The organism is Bacillus alveayuensis (genome assembly GCA_030812955.1).
Taxonomy (GTDB): Bacteria; Bacillota; Bacilli; order Bacillales; family Aeribacillaceae; genus Bacillus_CB; species Bacillus_CB alveayuensis.
This window is the reverse complement of the sequence record JAUSTR010000004.1, coordinates 34,359-49,748: the sequence shown is the minus strand read 5'-3', so window position 1 is coordinate 49,748 and position 15,390 is coordinate 34,359. Positions and strand designations below refer to the sequence as shown.

The following is a 15,390-nucleotide window of genomic DNA, read 5'->3' as shown; positions in this document are numbered from 1 at the left end:
CCTTAATACAATAAACAAAAATTATCAAGAAATTGTGCAGAATGATAACAATGTTCAATCATAACAGGCGTATTGATTAACCAATAATAACCAGTTGAGATGGCTTTATTTCTAGCTTTTCTGGCATACGATTCTGTATGTTTAAGTAAAATAATGGATAATCAACACTTGTGCAATCATAATTTTTTCATTCAAGCTATGAAATTAGATAGACTCTTGCTTCAAAAGGCTTTAAAAGGATTGTTTCCCTTTCTGAATGAGGTTTGACGTCATAGTTGTATAATAATAAATGTTCATATTTTAATGACCATTCCGTATGGCTAAATATCTCTTCCTTTTCACTTAAATTCGTGATAATGACCGCTTTCTCATTTTCATACGTTCTTGTATAAGCAAATATTGTAGGGTGATCTTGTAAAATTAAGTCATACACTCCATAAGTAAACAAGTCGTTTCCTTTTTTTAATTGAATCAGCTTTTTATAGAAGTTTAAGATCGATGTTGGATCTTGTTGTTGTTTTCGAACATTGATTTCTCTATAGTTTGGATTCACACCGATCCAAGGCTTTCCAGTCGTAAAACCGGCATTTTCCTTGTTTGACCATTGCATAGGAGTCCGAGCATTATCGCGTGAGGATGACCAAATGATTTTCATAATCTCCTCATGTGGGACACCATCTTCCCGTTTAAGACAATATAAATTTTTTGCGGCGACATCATCATATTCTTCAATTGTTTGGAACTTAACATTTGTCATGCCAATTTCTTGGCCTTGATAAATAAACGGAGTTCCTTGCATCAGAAAATACATGACAGCTAAGGCCGTCGCGCTTTCACGCCAATACTCTTTGTCATTTCCCCATGTTGACACGATGCGAGGTATATCGTGGTTTTCAATATATAACGCATTCCAACCTTTATTCTCTAATCCTTTTTGCCATTTCGTTAATATTTTTTTTAGTTCGACAACGTTGAGATGCTTTTTGGATGAAGCATCCCATAATTCCAAATGCTCAAACTGAAACATCATGCTAAATTTTCCTTTTTCTTCCCCGACCCACAGCTCAGCCTCTTCAATTTTCACTCCGTTGGCTTCACCAACTGTCATAATGTCGTATTTCGAAAATGTTTCCTTTTTTAACTCTTCTAAGTACGTATGGATGCCCTTGACATTCATATGTTTACCAAAGGATGGCACATATTTTAGCCCCTTCGGATTCGGCATGTCTATTAATCCTTCTTCTTTTTTAATATGGCTAATAGCATCCACACGGAAGCCGTCAATTCTTTTTTCTAGCCACCAGTTAATCATGTCGTATAGTGCTTTGCGAACTTCACTGTTTTCCCAGTTTAAATCTGGTTGCTTACGTGAGAAGAGGTGTAAGTAATACTGATCGGTTTTTTCATCGTATTCCCAAGCTGACCCACCGAAAATGCCCTCCCAATTGTTTGGTTCTTTTCCGTCCTTTCCGTCACGCCAAATATACCAGTCACGCTTTAGGCTGTCTTTGGAAGACCGTGATTCAATAAACCAAGGATGCTCATCACTTGTATGGTTGATGACTAAGTCTAAAATGAGTTTCATATCCCGTTTATGTACCTCTTCTAAAAGCTCATCAAAATCATCCATTGTTCCAAACTCTTTCATAATCGCTTTGTAATCACGAATATCATAGCCGTTATCATCGTTTGGTGATTCATATATTGGACAAATCCAAATGACATCAATTCCTAATTCCTTTAAGTAATCAAGCTTGGAAATTATCCCTTGTAAATCGCCAATTCCATCGCCGTTGGAATCCATAAAGCTTCTCGGATAAATTTGATAAGCAACCGCTTCTTTCCACCATGTTTTCTTCATAACATCCCTCTTTTCTTATGCAATATTTATATAAACCGATCACGTTTTGCTCTTGCTATGTCACACTTTAGTGTGACATGAACCGAACAAAAGGCGATGGACGGACAAATGTAATTTGTCAGATTACGTGCTTTGTTCGGTTCATGGACAGTCGAAAAGCTATAGTATCGTCATGCAACAATCTTTTCAAAAATAGCCTTATAAAAAGAACCCCCCTTTACCATTATATGTAAAAGGGGATCGTTTTATTGATTCACTTTTCCAATCACATCATTCATTTTCACGAAACCGAAATGACGGCTGTCTCGGCTGTTTAATCGGTTATCACCTATGACGAAAATATACCCTTTTGGTACTTTCTTTTTACCTGTAACCTCTTCTAATGTAAAGTCTCCTGTAAGCTGACTGCCGAATAAATTTTTTTTATTTTTTTTCAAAAACGGCTCTTCTACTTTCTTTCCGTTGACAAAAAGCTGATCGTTTTCATATTTTATGCTCTCACCTGGTAAACCGATCACACGTTTTACAAAAACCGGCTCTTCCTTTTCTAAATGAAAAACCACAATATCAAAGCGTTTAATTTTTCTAAATGAATAGCTCCATTTGTTAACAGAAAACTCCTGCCCTTTCTTTAACGTCGGCTGCATGGAATCCCCTTCCACCTGATATTCCGCAAAAACCATATTTTTCAATAGTCCTGTTGAGAAAATGATGGTCATCATGATGATTATGAAATGGTGCTTTTTCAAAGGACTCACCTGCTTTATGTCAAAATTTATTTTTGCTTTTTTGAACAAATGAGACATTTAAATGTGCTTCAATGCGTTTTCCAACAAACCATAATATGACGACCATAATAAATACAATGACGGTTCGGAACGGCTGAAGAATTAATTCCCGCAAATCATGACCGATAAAACTAATGGTAAAGATCATAACGATTTTCCCAGTTAAAACAGCTAGAACAAACTGCCATATATTAATTCTTGATAACCCTGCCACAACGTTAATCGCCGCTGACGGCGTAAACGGGAAACAAAGCATAATAAACAATGGCCCAAAGCCATGGCGTTCAACCCAATTCATCATCCGGCGTATTTTCTCATGTTTACTCAAAAAACGAAAAAACCGTTCTTGTCCAAATTTGCGAACAAGGAGAAATACGAGTATAGAGCCAGATGCCGTTCCAATCCAAGAAAGGATAGATCCGAGCCAAAATCCAAACGAATTCGCATTTGCTACAACAAATATAAATAAAGGCAAAAATGGTAAAAAGGATTCAGCCAAAGGCAAAAGAATCGCAACAAAAGGACCTAGCGCCCGATATTCAGCAAACAATTTTTCTATATCTTCTAGTTCTATGGAGTTCAAATAATTAAGTACATCCATCATTTAGCCCCTCAACTTTACAACGTCTCCCTTTATTGTACACCTTTTGTCTTAAAGATAAAATAATATCCCCTTTGTTACAAACTTGTAAAAAGAAAATGTCTTGTGTAAAATATATAGGGGAACAAACGTTCTGTAAAGTGAGGTCTTCCATATGTCAAGAATACCGGACACCGTCCGCGATTTAATTGAGCAAGCTATTTACTTGCCCATGACCATTACGGTTTTAAATCGCGATTTAACCGTTGTGGAAAACAGTCCATTCAAGCTAAAACAGCCATATTTGCACATTATTGAAGAAGCAATCAAACTGGCACAAAAAGATCTCGCACTTGCTAAACGCGAACTGCGCAAGCAAAATGTAAAAGTGCTCCGCCTAAAACGCGACGAAGCCTTCACCCTTTACGGCTTTTACTACAAAGGATACGAAGAACAGCATAACTACTTCAACCCGAGAATACGCAACAAAGTGGCAGAGCTGATTGAATATTACTTATTTAAGGCGGAGAAGGATTAGTTTCCTTTGTTCAAATCCCTTATAATTTGTTCATAAATAAATGATTTTTGACCATTTGGAAATAAGAGCATATTCATTTTTCGCTGTTCTTCTTCAATTCGAGAGGACACGACAGTACGAAGCTGTGCGGTCCGATAAAATTGATTACCAAATGATGTATGTGAAATATCAAGCGTTAGCGTTTGTTCATTTATAAATTGGATACATGTACGATCATGTTCTACTTTTTTAAAACTAGATATGTGAGCATGGGAAAACCAAGTACAGTAAGGCTTTGTGGGGGAAGCAGTGGGAAAGAAATAAATCGTATTTACTGGATCAATAACAATTGGTGGTTTGTGCGTTACTCCAACTAGCTCCTTCGTTCCTATTTTTCGACCTTTCAAACTAGAACCATAATAACGACAACTTAGATCAATAATTTTGGCCGGCTTCATTTTCACGAATAGCTCTTTATGAATTTCAATAATTTTACCATAAAGGTTTCTAGCTTGCCAAAATGGAAGAATGGCCATTGTTTCCCCATTTACAACATATCTTTCAAGAAATTTAACATCTTTTTTCGCTATCATCACCGACTCTCCTTTATAAGAAATAAGTACTAGATCCAACCTAAATTTACCATTTTATTAGTTATATATCTATATTTTTACAATATCAAAACAGAAAAAATAAATTCTTAACATTGCGTTAAGAATTTATACACGATTATTCCATTTCTTCTGAGTTTTGTAAAATTTGATTAGCTGTTTCAATTGTGCGGTGTTCGTTGATGGAGTCACCCGTTACTTCATTAATGTTTGAATCAGCAATCGTGATCTCATCTTGACGGTTTCGTTTATCCGTTGATTTACGTTTTTCGTTCATACCTATCTCCTCCCTCTATAAGTATGTTGCACATATTTGTATAAAAGAATACAAAGTGTTTCAGTTAAGATAAATTTTCTAAACATTGTAAAAATTTTGTTGATTTTTTTGTAAAAACCCCATATAATATAAAAAAGACATCAGGGGTGATGTTTCATGAAGGAGCGCAAGTCGTATACTGAGATAATGAAGGCAAGGTCAGCAAAGGTAAATGCAGAGAATTTCATGATGGATGTATATATTCAGATGGTATTGGATGAAGCTGTATTTAATTACAAAAAACTTAAGCTTGAGGAAAAAATTAATGAAGCGCTGGATCGTTATGATAAAGAAAGTTTCCAAAAGCTTTCAGAAGAGTATGTCCAGTTATTAAAATATGCATAAGGAAAGCCAATCCCGTTTTGGATTGGCTTCCGTATGTGGCTTTTTGTGCATTTTTCACATGTACTGTTTTATACATTTGTAAACTGTTCGGCTTCAGTGGAACGATCAAGAGCGGTTGTTGAGGATGTTCCACCACTTACGACTTGCGCAACTTCATCGAAATAGCCCGTACCAACTTCACGTTGATGTCGAGTCGCTGTGTAACCGTATTGTTCACTAGCAAATTCTGCTTGTTGAAGCTCTGAGTATGCGGCCATGCCTTCATCTTTATATTTTCTTGCAAGCTCAAACATGCTGTAGTTTAATGCATGGAAACCAGCAAGTGTAACAAATTGGAATTTATAACCGAATTTAGCGATTTCTTTTTGGAAGTTAGCGATTGTTTTGTCATCAAGCTTTTTCTTCCAGTTAAATGATGGCGAGCAGTTGTAAGCTAGTAATTTACCAGGATATTTTTCATGAATCGCTTCGGCAAATTTACGAGCTTGCTCAATATTTGGTTCAGATGTTTCACACCAGATGAGATCGGCATAAGGTGCATAAGCAAGGCCACGAGCAATCGCTTGGTCAAGACCTGCACGAGTCCGGAAAAATCCTTCTGGTGTGCGTTCTCCTGTAATAAACGGCTTATCCCGATCGTCGATATCACTTGTAATTAAGTCAGCTGCATCTGCATCAGTACGTGCAATAATCACCGTCGGAACTCCCATCACATCAGCAGCTAGACGAGCAGCAATCAAATTGCGTATTGCTGTTTGTGTTGGAAGAAGTACTTTTCCTCCTAAATGACCACATTTTTTCTCAGAAGATAATTGATCCTCAAAGTGAACGGCAGCAGCTCCGGATTCAATCATCCCTTTCATAAGCTCAAAAACATTTAATTGACCGCCAAATCCTGCCTCTGCATCAGCAACAATCGGAACGAAAAAGTCAATATCATGGTTGCCTTCTAAATGATGAATTTGATCTGCACGCTGCAAGGCTTGATTAATTCTCTTTACAACATGAGGAACGCTGTTGGCTGGATACAAGCTTTGATCCGGATACATCTGTCCTGCAAGGTTCGCATCTGCCGCTACTTGCCATCCGCTTAAATAAATGGCTTTTAATCCAGCTTTTACTTGCTGAACGGCTTGGTTACCTGTAAGCGCTCCAAGAGCATTAATATAATCTTCTGTTTGCAATAAATTCCAGAATTTCTCAGCACCACGTTTAGCAAGTGTATACTCAATATCAATGGAACCCCTTAATTTAATCACATCTTCAGCTGTATATGGACGTGTGATTCCTTTCCATCGTTCTTCCATCTCCCAGCTTTCTTGTAGTTTTTTCACTCTTTCATCCATTGTCATATATAAATCTCCCCTTTGTTTTATTAAAAATTTATATTACTTCATACCCCTTTTACCGTGAAAACTAAATTTTCATAACCTAGCAATGTTAAAAATCGAAATTGACAAGCTCATCAAGCAATTTCTCTTCTTCTAATCTGTCTTTTTTGAACGTTTCCCCTAAAGTTCCTACTCGATTTTCTCTATTTCTTTCTTCTGATCCAACGACTTAAATGCTTACCATTTTGTTTTCATGTCCGTATCGTGTTCATCACACCTTTCTATCATTTGTTATAATACAGAATTAAAATCTTTAATATTAATATATAACAGAGATCCGAAAATTGAAATACTTTTTTGAAAATTTATCATGTGAGATTTCTTATTAAAGTTTATAAGTTTTTGTTAAGTCAAATAATTATTTAACATTAAATTCGCTTCTTATTTTGTAAGAAAAAACCCTCCTTTAAAGGAGGTTGACAGCCACCTAGAATGGATCATGAATGAGAAGTCTTTAAAATAACCTTATATTCAAGCGTAATGAAACATCCGAGCATTCCTACTTTTTCCTTATGACTAGCTCGTCCCTTTAGAATGAGAAGACCTAAATCCAATTTTTAATATGCCGCAATGGCACCATCTGTTCGCGCTTCCGTTCCCCCTGCCAATACACCTGTTTCGGGGTCTCGAATAATGATTTGTCCTCTGCCAAAAACACCATTATCAAAGGCGATTTGAATTTCATGCCCTCGGCGTGCGAGTGCTTGGGCAATATGATTTGGAAAATGACTTTCAACAAGGATTTTTCTTCCACCTATCCATTGCCACCTCGGAGCGTCAAGAGCCGCTTGAGGGTTTAAATGATAGTCTACTAGATTCATCACTACCTGCATATGCCCTTGTGGCTGCATATAGGCTCCCATCACCCCGAAAGGACCAACCGCTTCTGTTCCTTTTGTTAAAAATCCAGGAATAACCGTATGATACGTTTTCTTACCGGGCTTTAAAGCATTTTCATCGTTTGGGTTTAGGGAAAAATCGTGGCCTCGATTTTGTAAGGAGATCCCCGTTCCAGGTACGACAATTCCAGATCCAAATCCCATATAATTGCTTTGTATATAAGAAACCATGTTCCCTTCATGATCGGCTGCTGCAAGATAAACAGTTCCGCCTTTTGGAGGTTTACCCGGTTTAGGGTTCATCGCTTCCTTTCCAATGAGATTTCGACGCTGAGATGCATATTCTTCTGATAATAATCCATCAATTGAATACGTCATCTCTTTTGGATCCGTAATATATGCTTTACCATCCGTAAAAGCAAGCTTCATCGCTTCAATTTGGCGGTGAAAATTTTCAACATTCTCCCGATCTGGGGAAACTTCAAACCCTTTCATAATATTAAGGGCCATTAATGCAACCAATCCTTGACCATTTGGAGGGATTTCCCATATTTCATAACCGCGATAATGAATCGAAATAGGTGTGACCCATTCTGCTCGATAGGAAGCTAAATCCTCTTCAGATAAAAACCCGTGATATTTTTGAAAGAAAGAAGTGATTTTTTCGGCTAATTCCCCGCGATAAAAGCTTTCCGCATTAGATTGTGCAATCGATTGAAGTGTTTTAGCATGCCCTTCTGAACGCCATATTTCCCCTATTTTTGGCGCACGCCCCTTTGGTGCAAACGTATCAAACCATCCTTGAAACTCCTCATCTATGAAACATTTTTGAAAACGTTGAAAAGCAGCAGCCCAGTTTTTCCCGAGAATCGGTGAGATCGGATATCCATTTTGGGCATATTCAATAGCTGGCTTTAACACTTCTGTTAACGGCAATTTTCCAAACCGTTTGGAAAGCTCAGCCCACGCCGACGGTGCACCAGGGACAGTTACAGGAATTAATCCATGTGAAGGTATTTGTTCATAGCCGCGTTCTTTTATAGCTTCAATGGATATATGTATAGGGGCTGGACCACTTCCATTTAATCCATATAGCTCCCCTTTTATCCAAACTAACGCAAAAGCGTCCCCACCAATTCCGTTAGAGGTTGGTTCTACCACTGTTAAGCAAGCAGCAGTTGCAATAGCAGCATCAACAGCATTGCCGCCTTTTTTTAGGATGTCTAAGCCTGCTTGTGCAGCAAGCGGCTGAGATGTTGCCACCATCCCTTTATTCGCAAATGTTGTCATACGCTGCGATGGATATGGGTAATATAAATAATCCAATGTATACACTCCTCATCAATTGTAAACAGTTGATAAATTTTCACCACTAATCCAAACGGATTAATTTTTGAAATTTTCTGTCATAATTTTTATTATACACGCCTTGGATAACTAGTCCAAATGATGGAACTTCCTCTTTAAAAAAGGATGTTTTCGTAAACTTTGTTATTTTTCGACTGTCCATGAACCGAAAAAAGCACGTGGTCGGATTGACAATCGATTTTTTTTCGGTTCAAGCCACGCTACATGCGTGACATAGCAAGCGCATCGCTTGCCTGACAGTCGAAAGCAACAATCCTTTAGAAAAGAGCCTTAAAAAATGAAAAAGATGACCTCAGATTAGTTTGAAGCCATCTTGATGAAAACATTTTGATATGGTCGCTACGATCAACTGTTTCGGATAGTTATCCTTTATTATTGGACTTATTCCTCTTTGAGATACAGCATTCTCTCCAATAACGTTGGATGGTCATAGCGGAAAAATTTCACGAGTGACGGAGGATTCACTTCACTTAGTCCATATTTTGCTAAATCTTGAAATGTTTCAACTGCCGCTTCTTCATTTTCCGTCAGTTCGATGGCATAAAGATCTGCCTTCTTTTCTTGAACACGTGAAACAGTATTCGTTAACGGGCTTGCTGCAAACGAAAGCATTCCTAAAAGCATGAGAAATAAAGGCAATGATGATAGATCGCGAACATTTGTAACTTTTAACTCATTGCCCCATCTTTGAACAATGATGTTCATAAAGCGATGGATTAGATAAAGCCCGACGAAGGATAGTAATACATATCCGAAAATCCCCACATAAATATGCTTCATCACATAGTGGCCCATTTCATGTGCCATAATAAATAAAATTTCATCCTCTTCTAATTTCGTTAATGTCGTATCCCATAAAACAATTCGTGAATTTGGCCCAATCCCTGTCACGTATGCGTTTAAGGCATTTGTTTTTTTCGACATATCGACTTCATATACATGATCGGCCGGAATATTAGCCTGCTCAGCTAAATCCAAAATTTTCTCTTCTAATATTTTGTCTTTGAGCGGGTAAAAATCGTTATAAAGCGGATCAATCACAACCGGCTGCAGGAACATTAAAAAAAGTGTAAACGGGATGGATAATAGCCAGGCAAAAAACCACCACCGCTTTTCAAACTTGCGCATTAAACTGTAAATGACGGCAACAATGATAAGCATTAACACATAATTAATAAAAAAATCCATCACTTGATCACGGATCCAGCCATTGAAAGGTTGGGTTGTAATTTGATAATCTGATGATATTTTATAGCTTAACCAATCGAACGGCCATGTTAAAATCGTTACGAGAAGGGATAACCAGAAAAAATAAAGTGCCATTTGCACAACTGGAAGTTTTGATGCAGATTGTGCCCATTGTTGAAATTTTTTCGATAGCCCTATCGTCAAAACAAGAAAAAAAATAAACCATTCGAGTGGGATTCCAATAAAAAATAATAAATTTTTAATTTTGGAATATTCTTCTGAAAGCATAAGCTCGCGCGCATTCATGAACGTTTTCGGATCTACTGCAGTCCCTTCATAATTAGAAGGAATGGTATTATCGGTTAAAAAATATAAGTACAAGTAAATAAATACACCGTATATAAAATATACAATAACGGCAGTGGTGAGCCTCTTTCTCATATGTTGATGAGCCCCCTCTTTGCTGAATTACCTTTCCCCTTAACAGTTTAGTTAAAATCACGAGAATTTAGAACAAGCTTTTCAGAAAATGTTTATGAGCCGTTTTGACGTTCCAAATTAAGCCTATTAGCAGATGAAAGCTGCCCTAAAGGTCGGGACAGCTTTCTCGGATCGGAATCGGTTATACATTTTAAAACACAATACTGTATAAACATAACACAACAATCGATGACATAACCACAACAATGACATTGGCTCCGATATATGCTGCAATAAAAGCTGTGGCAGCACCGATTACGCCAAACATCATATCTTCTTGAATAAAAAAAACAGCTGGTACAATCAGCGCTCCTAAAGTAGCAAAAGGTACATTTTTTAGGACATTTTGCCAAAATGGCGGTAAGTTAATATTTTGAAAGACAACGAGGGGCAGCATTCGTGGAACATAGGTGACAAGCCCCATGCCAACAATCATCCAAAATATTTCTCTACTCATCTTTCATCACCTCAAAGTTCCATTTCGTCCAAATCCATTCAACAATGAAAGCAGAAGATATTGTTGCAGCAACAATAGACCAGCCGGAGGAAAGCCAATTTGTTAAGACGAATATCGAATTGACAACGGCCGCAAATGAAGCAAGAGCCACTACTTTGCGGTGTTTTTTCAAAGATGGAACGAGCAAGCCGATAAAAAGAGCATATAAAGCAATAGACATACTTTCTTGAAGCACGACAGGTAAGTTAACGCCGACAGCATGACCAATACCAGAATTAATGACCCAGCTTAAATAAGAAATGATTGCAAGACCAAACATATAAGAAGTAGTTACGGTTCCTTGCCGAACAGAAGCAACGGAAAAGGTTTCATCCGTAATCCCGAAGCTATAAATACCTTTTTTCCATAATGAATCCTTTTCTACCTTTTCATTTAAGGAAGCAGACATTAAAAAGTGGCGAATATTAACAATAAATGTCGTTAAAACGATCTCAAAAGCACCTACACCTGCAGCAATAAAGCTTAATGAAATATATTGAGCTGCGCCAGCATAAACAAACATGCTCATAAATAAGGTTTCCCATAATGTTAACCCTGTTTGTTCAGCTAATAACCCGAATGTGATGGCGACAGGAAAATAACCGATAGCAATTGTAAGTCCTGCCTGTAAACCACTGAAAAATTCTGATTTCTTCTCGGCAACCGTTGTAGAAATCATTTAGGCACCCCCTGCTGTGTCATTTATTTATTCAGGATAATAAATAATGATCAAAAATTTAACCATTTCATTTGTTTTGTTTCGATATTTGTGCGGCTTATCTGCCTGAAATTGAATGGCATCACCTTCTGACAAATGATATGTTTTTTCGTCAATCATGATTTCTAATTCCCCTTTTTGAACGAGAACGTATTCTTCGACTCCTTCATGGTGTCCTTCAGCATCATGAGTATAATTCGCTTCAAGGACAACAGAAAACACCTCGAATTGCTTTTCCACCTCAAATGGGAACAAAGAAAATACGAGATATTTTCCATCATCGTCTATTACTGGGGAAATATCTTTTAATGATACTATGTTTACAGATGTTTTTTCCTCCTTCATTAAGGAAGAAAAAGACACGTGCAAGCCGTTCGCTATTTTCCACAATGTTGAAACCGAAGGATTGGATTCGCCTCGCTCGATTTGACCGAGCATCGCTTTACTAACTCCGGTTAATTCAGCAGTTTTGTCAAGGCTTAAATTTCTGCTTTTGCGAATTTTTTGTAAATTTCTCCCGATATTTCGCTGAACTGAGTTCATATTTGCCTCCCTACAATTTTTGTCTATTATAACATATTTTTGTGCGCTATTATAAACAATTTAACAGTTTATAACCTTTATACGTTTGGCAACAATTCCATTGTTTAAGGATATCGTTCTATGTCTGAAACCTTCTCCCTACACTATGTGAAGTTAGAAAAAATATTAAAGCTTCTTCCGTACATATTGGAAGAAGCTCCATGATTAGCCAAGTATCACTCGGTCTGATACTGTTTCCTGGATTTTTTCAAATTCCTTCATTAAGCGAGGGATGGTGAGTTCCTTTTTCGTTTCCTCTGATGCTTCAAAAATGATTTCCCCACGATTCATCATGATGAGACGATTTCCTAAGTCAATAGCTTGCTGCATATTGTGGGTAATCATAATCGTCGTTAATTGGTATTCATGGATAAATTTTTTCGTCAATGAGAGAATGACTTCCGCACGGGCAGGGTCTAAAGCAGCGGTATGCTCATCTAAAAGGAGAATCTTTGGTTTTGTAAAGGTGGCCATTAATAAAGATAATGCCTGGCGTTCCCCTCCTGATAGTAAACCTACTTTGGCATTCAAACGGTTTTCAAGACCTAAACCGAGCAAAGCTAACTGTTCTTTAAATTGTTGCCGACGTTTGGATGTAACCCCTCGTCCTAATGTCCGTTTATGAACTCGACCATAAGCGATCGCTAAGTTTTCTTCAATTGTTAAAGAAGGAGCGGTTCCAGCAAGCGGATTTTGAAATACACGTCCGATATACTTCGCTCTTTTATATTCTGGTAAATTCGTCATATTTTTTTCATCTAGTAAAACTTCACCATCATCAGGAAATAATTTTCCTGCAATAATATTTAACAAAGTAGACTTACCAGCCCCATTGCTCCCAATAACTGTAATAAAATCGCCTTTCTTCACCTCAAGGTTTATTCCATTTAAAGCCACTTTTTCATCTAATGAGCCTTCATTAAAAACTTTATAAATGTGCTTTAGTTGAAGCAAGTTGTTCACCCCGCTTTTTCTCCAATTCCTTTCTTCTTAAAAGCTTTCTCTTTTTTTCACGTTTTTTGTCAATATAACGCGGGATCGTTAACGATAAAATGACGATGCAAGCCGTAATTAATTTTAAGTCTCCTGTTTCAAAGAAATTAAATCGTAGTGCAAAAGCAACAATTAAACGGTATACAATAGCCCCGATAATAACGGCTAATGTTGCCCGTACGATCGATTTGCTTCCAATGAGAGCTTCTCCAATGATGACAGAGGCTAATCCAATAATAATCATTCCAATTCCCATACCGATGTCACTAAATCCGCTATATTGAGCAACAAAGGCACCGGATAAAGCGACAAGGGCATTGGATAAGCCTAACCCGATTATTTTTAATATATCTGTATTGGCGGAAAAACTTTCGATCATCTGCTGATTATCTCCAACAGCCCGAAGTGCAAGACCAATTTCAGTTTTTAAAAAATAATCGAGTATAAATTTTAGTACAATAACGAATACAAGCATTGAAAAAATGACAGACCATGTTGAAGGAGAATATGGTATAAGAGCTGTCAACAATTCATCAATTGGAGCAAAAATACCGCTAATATGAGAAAAAAATGTTTCTTCCTGAAGCAAAGGAACATTTGATCGTCCCATAATACGTAAGTTAATCGAGTATAAGGCGATCATCATTAATATACCGGAAAGAAGCGGATTAATTTTTCCTTTCGTATGCAAAAGTCCCGTAATGGAACCAGCGATAAATCCGACAAAGATTGCTGAAATTGTAGCTAAAACTGGATTCCAACCATTTACAATCATCACAGCACAAACAGCAGCACCCGTTACAAAACTTCCATCTACTGTTAAATCTGGAAAATCTAAAATTCTAAAAGATAAATAGACACCGAGTGCCATCATTGCATAGATTAAACCTGATTCGATTGATCCAAAAATTGCGATTGGCATGTAAACACCCTCTCACTTCTGCAAAATCAAATATACCATCAGTTGAGTACATGCCCCAACTGATGGTTCTGCTGTCAAATTGGGTTTTCATTTATTATTCTTCAACGAATTCTGCCATATCTTGCCATTCATCTAATATTTCAATGTTCATTTCTTTTGCAGCTTTTTTGTTAATTAGCAGTTTTAAGTTTTGCGGATATTGAACAGGTATATCAGAAGGCTTTTTATCACCATTTAAAATATCTGCAGCCATTTCACCTGCTTGATAGCCGATATCGAAATATTCAAAGCCGTATGCTGCAAAACCGCCGCGGTGGACAGAATCAAGTTCGCCGACAAAAAGCGGGATATCCTTGTCATTGGCAACGGAAATAACCGACTCGAGTGCGGACACGACCGTATTATCTGTAATGATATAAATGCTATCTACCTTTCCAACTAAAGATTCTGCTGCTTGCTTGACCTCTGCCGAAGTAGACACAGAAGCTTCTACTACTTCTAAATCAGTTCCTTCCATTGCTTTTTTCACTAAGTCTATTTGCGCAACAGAATTTTGCTCACCGGAATTATAAATCATCCCAACTTTATTTCCATCTATATATTCATCGATGAATTTTACAGTATTTGGAATCGCATCAGGATGTGTATCTGTCGTACCTGTTACATTGCCTTCCGGGTTTTCCATATCCTTTACAAGCCCAGCACCAACAGGATCTGTAACAGACGTAAAGACAATTGGAATATCCTTCGTTGCATTAACAGCTGCTAACGCACTTGGAGTAGAGTTCGCAAATATTAAATCAACACCATCTCCGACAAAGTTGTTGGCAATTGTTTGGTTGTTTGACTGATCCCCTTGAGCAATTTGAACATCATATTCTACTTTTAACCCTTTATCCTCAAGTGCTTGTTTAAACCCTTTAAAAGCCTCATCTAATGAAGGATGCTCAACAATTTGCGTAACTCCAATTTTATATGTTTTTTCATTCGTATCTTTACTAGATTGAGAGTCGTTTGAACCCTCAGATGTTTCATTATTCGAACCACAACCTGCTAACGCTAATGCTAGCAGCAATAAAATACTTATGAATATGCCTAAATGCTTTTTCATACATTGCCCCCTCTTTTTCCCCAATATGTAATCCTTATAAACATAGATTATACCTTTATATCTAGCAATTTCAAGTATTTTCAGAACATTTATAAAACCTTTATTGCATTTATTGATAAAAGCTTGTTTCTATTAACGCTTTAAATGACAAAATATTTTTTACTAAAATATTAATGACTCAATTGAATGTTTATCCACCTGTTGTCCTAATCATGGTTTTATCACTAAATTAACCGCTTGCATTTATTCAGAATAAATGGTTTAATATAGAAAAAATAATAAAT

The 15,390-nt window shown here is 37.1% G+C and carries 16 protein-coding genes; 2 read left to right on the top strand and 14 right to left on the bottom strand.

Features of this window, described 5'->3' with window-relative positions:
* Nucleotides 1–196: 196 nt before the first annotated feature.
* From J2S06_RS07185 to J2S06_RS07175, 3 genes are all read right to left on the bottom strand, one after another.
* Nucleotides 197–1,861, bottom strand: coding sequence for a glycoside hydrolase family 13 protein (locus J2S06_RS07185; RefSeq protein WP_419151829.1), 1,665 nt, complete (start codon nucleotides 1,859–1,861; stop codon nucleotides 197–199).
* A 245-nt stretch (nucleotides 1,862–2,106) separates the two neighbouring features.
* Entirely contained in the window at nucleotides 2,107–2,583 is a 477-nt protein-coding gene (lepB, locus tag J2S06_RS07180; protein ID WP_044893261.1) for a signal peptidase I, read from the bottom strand.
* Between the two features lie 46 nt (nucleotides 2,584–2,629).
* On the bottom strand, nucleotides 2,630–3,250 hold the full coding sequence (locus J2S06_RS07175) for a TVP38/TMEM64 family protein (protein ID WP_419151828.1): 621 nt from the start codon (nucleotides 3,248–3,250) through the stop codon (nucleotides 2,630–2,632).
* Between the two features lie 154 nt (nucleotides 3,251–3,404).
* Between J2S06_RS07175 and J2S06_RS07170 the strand changes: the two genes are divergently transcribed.
* Nucleotides 3,405–3,767 carry a hypothetical protein gene (locus J2S06_RS07170; RefSeq protein WP_044893245.1) on the top strand — a complete coding sequence of 121 codons (363 nt, stop codon included), beginning with the start codon at nucleotides 3,405–3,407 and terminating at the stop codon, nucleotides 3,765–3,767.
* Here the strand turns inward: J2S06_RS07170 and J2S06_RS07165 are convergent.
* Nucleotides 3,764–4,339: a competence protein ComK gene (locus tag J2S06_RS07165; RefSeq protein WP_419151827.1), complete on the bottom strand. Its 576-nt coding sequence runs from the start codon at nucleotides 4,337–4,339 to the stop codon at nucleotides 3,764–3,766. The genes J2S06_RS07170 and J2S06_RS07165 overlap by 4 nt on opposite strands.
* 136 nt (nucleotides 4,340–4,475) lie before the next feature.
* Complete coding sequence (locus tag J2S06_RS07160; protein WP_419151826.1) at nucleotides 4,476–4,634, bottom strand: hypothetical protein; 159 nt, start codon at nucleotides 4,632–4,634, stop codon at nucleotides 4,476–4,478.
* A gap of 156 nt (nucleotides 4,635–4,790) precedes the next feature.
* On the opposite strand from J2S06_RS07160, the gene J2S06_RS07155 reads away from it, so the two are divergent.
* Nucleotides 4,791–5,018 carry an IDEAL domain-containing protein gene (locus J2S06_RS07155; protein WP_419151825.1) on the top strand — a complete coding sequence of 76 codons (228 nt, stop codon included), beginning with the start codon at nucleotides 4,791–4,793 and terminating at the stop codon, nucleotides 5,016–5,018.
* 68 nt (nucleotides 5,019–5,086) lie between these two features.
* Here the strand turns inward: J2S06_RS07155 and aceA are convergent, their stop codons facing one another.
* The 9 genes from aceA to J2S06_RS07110 all read right to left on the bottom strand — a co-directional run bounded on the left by aceA (nucleotide 5,087) and on the right by J2S06_RS07110 (nucleotide 15,106).
* Nucleotides 5,087–6,370 (bottom strand): isocitrate lyase, encoded by a 1,284-nt coding sequence (aceA, locus tag J2S06_RS07150; protein ID WP_044893242.1) that lies wholly within the window; start codon nucleotides 6,368–6,370, stop codon nucleotides 5,087–5,089.
* Nucleotides 6,371–6,966: 596 nt separating this feature from the next.
* Nucleotides 6,967–8,574, bottom strand: coding sequence for a gamma-glutamyltransferase family protein (locus J2S06_RS07145; RefSeq protein ID WP_419151824.1), 1,608 nt, complete (start codon nucleotides 8,572–8,574; stop codon nucleotides 6,967–6,969).
* 423 nt (nucleotides 8,575–8,997) lie between these two features.
* Nucleotides 8,998–10,245, bottom strand: a complete 1,248-nt coding sequence (locus J2S06_RS07140; protein WP_419151823.1) for a M48 family metallopeptidase — start codon at nucleotides 10,243–10,245, stop codon at nucleotides 8,998–9,000.
* Nucleotides 10,246–10,435: 190 nt separating this feature from the next.
* Nucleotides 10,436–10,741: an AzlD domain-containing protein gene (locus J2S06_RS07135; RefSeq protein ID WP_044893237.1), complete on the bottom strand. Its 306-nt coding sequence runs from the start codon at nucleotides 10,739–10,741 to the stop codon at nucleotides 10,436–10,438.
* Entirely contained in the window at nucleotides 10,734–11,459 is a 726-nt protein-coding gene (locus J2S06_RS07130; RefSeq protein WP_044893236.1) for an AzlC family ABC transporter permease, read from the bottom strand. Before J2S06_RS07130 ends, J2S06_RS07135 begins: the two co-directional genes overlap by 8 nt.
* Nucleotides 11,460–11,486: 27 nt before the next feature.
* The gene (locus J2S06_RS07125) at nucleotides 11,487–12,041 is read right to left on the bottom strand and encodes a helix-turn-helix domain-containing protein (protein WP_419151822.1); all 555 of its coding nucleotides are present in this window, start codon (nucleotides 12,039–12,041) and stop codon (nucleotides 11,487–11,489) included.
* A 204-nt stretch (nucleotides 12,042–12,245) separates the two neighbouring features.
* A complete protein-coding gene (locus tag J2S06_RS07120; RefSeq protein ID WP_044893260.1) occupies nucleotides 12,246–13,034 on the bottom strand; it encodes an ABC transporter ATP-binding protein in 789 nt (262 codons plus the stop codon).
* Nucleotides 13,009–13,995 (bottom strand): ABC transporter permease, encoded by a 987-nt coding sequence (locus J2S06_RS07115; RefSeq protein WP_044893234.1) that lies wholly within the window; start codon nucleotides 13,993–13,995, stop codon nucleotides 13,009–13,011. Before J2S06_RS07115 ends, J2S06_RS07120 begins: the two co-directional genes overlap by 26 nt.
* A gap of 94 nt (nucleotides 13,996–14,089) precedes the next feature.
* Nucleotides 14,090–15,106: an ABC transporter substrate-binding protein gene (locus tag J2S06_RS07110; protein ID WP_044893233.1), complete on the bottom strand. Its 1,017-nt coding sequence runs from the start codon at nucleotides 15,104–15,106 to the stop codon at nucleotides 14,090–14,092.
* Nucleotides 15,107–15,390 lie beyond the last annotated feature (284 nt).

Excerpts from the sequence above, each read along its gene's own strand:
- J2S06_RS07185 (WP_419151829.1), bottom strand. The coding sequence starts at position 1,861 with ATGAAGAAAACATGGTGGAAAGAAGCGGTTGCTTATCAAATTTATCCG.
- lepB (WP_044893261.1), bottom strand. The coding sequence starts at position 2,583 with ATGATGACCATCATTTTCTCAACAGGACTATTGAAAAATATGGTTTTT.
- J2S06_RS07175 (WP_419151828.1), bottom strand. The coding sequence starts at position 3,250 with ATGGATGTACTTAATTATTTGAACTCCATAGAACTAGAAGATATAGAA.
- J2S06_RS07170 (WP_044893245.1), top strand. The coding sequence starts at position 3,405 with ATGTCAAGAATACCGGACACCGTCCGCGATTTAATTGAGCAAGCTATT.
- J2S06_RS07165 (WP_419151827.1), bottom strand. The coding sequence starts at position 4,339 with ATGATAGCGAAAAAAGATGTTAAATTTCTTGAAAGATATGTTGTAAAT.
- J2S06_RS07160 (WP_419151826.1), bottom strand. The coding sequence starts at position 4,634 with ATGAACGAAAAACGTAAATCAACGGATAAACGAAACCGTCAAGATGAG.
- J2S06_RS07155 (WP_419151825.1), top strand. The coding sequence starts at position 4,791 with ATGAAGGAGCGCAAGTCGTATACTGAGATAATGAAGGCAAGGTCAGCA.
- aceA (WP_044893242.1), bottom strand. The coding sequence starts at position 6,370 with ATGACAATGGATGAAAGAGTGAAAAAACTACAAGAAAGCTGGGAGATG.
- J2S06_RS07140 (WP_419151823.1), bottom strand. The coding sequence starts at position 10,245 with ATGAGAAAGAGGCTCACCACTGCCGTTATTGTATATTTTATATACGGT.
- J2S06_RS07135 (WP_044893237.1), bottom strand. The coding sequence starts at position 10,741 with ATGAGTAGAGAAATATTTTGGATGATTGTTGGCATGGGGCTTGTCACC.
- J2S06_RS07130 (WP_044893236.1), bottom strand. The coding sequence starts at position 11,459 with ATGATTTCTACAACGGTTGCCGAGAAGAAATCAGAATTTTTCAGTGGT.
- J2S06_RS07125 (WP_419151822.1), bottom strand. The coding sequence starts at position 12,041 with ATGAACTCAGTTCAGCGAAATATCGGGAGAAATTTACAAAAAATTCGC.
- J2S06_RS07115 (WP_044893234.1), bottom strand. The coding sequence starts at position 13,995 with ATGCCAATCGCAATTTTTGGATCAATCGAATCAGGTTTAATCTATGCA.
- J2S06_RS07110 (WP_044893233.1), bottom strand. The coding sequence starts at position 15,106 with ATGAAAAAGCATTTAGGCATATTCATAAGTATTTTATTGCTGCTAGCA.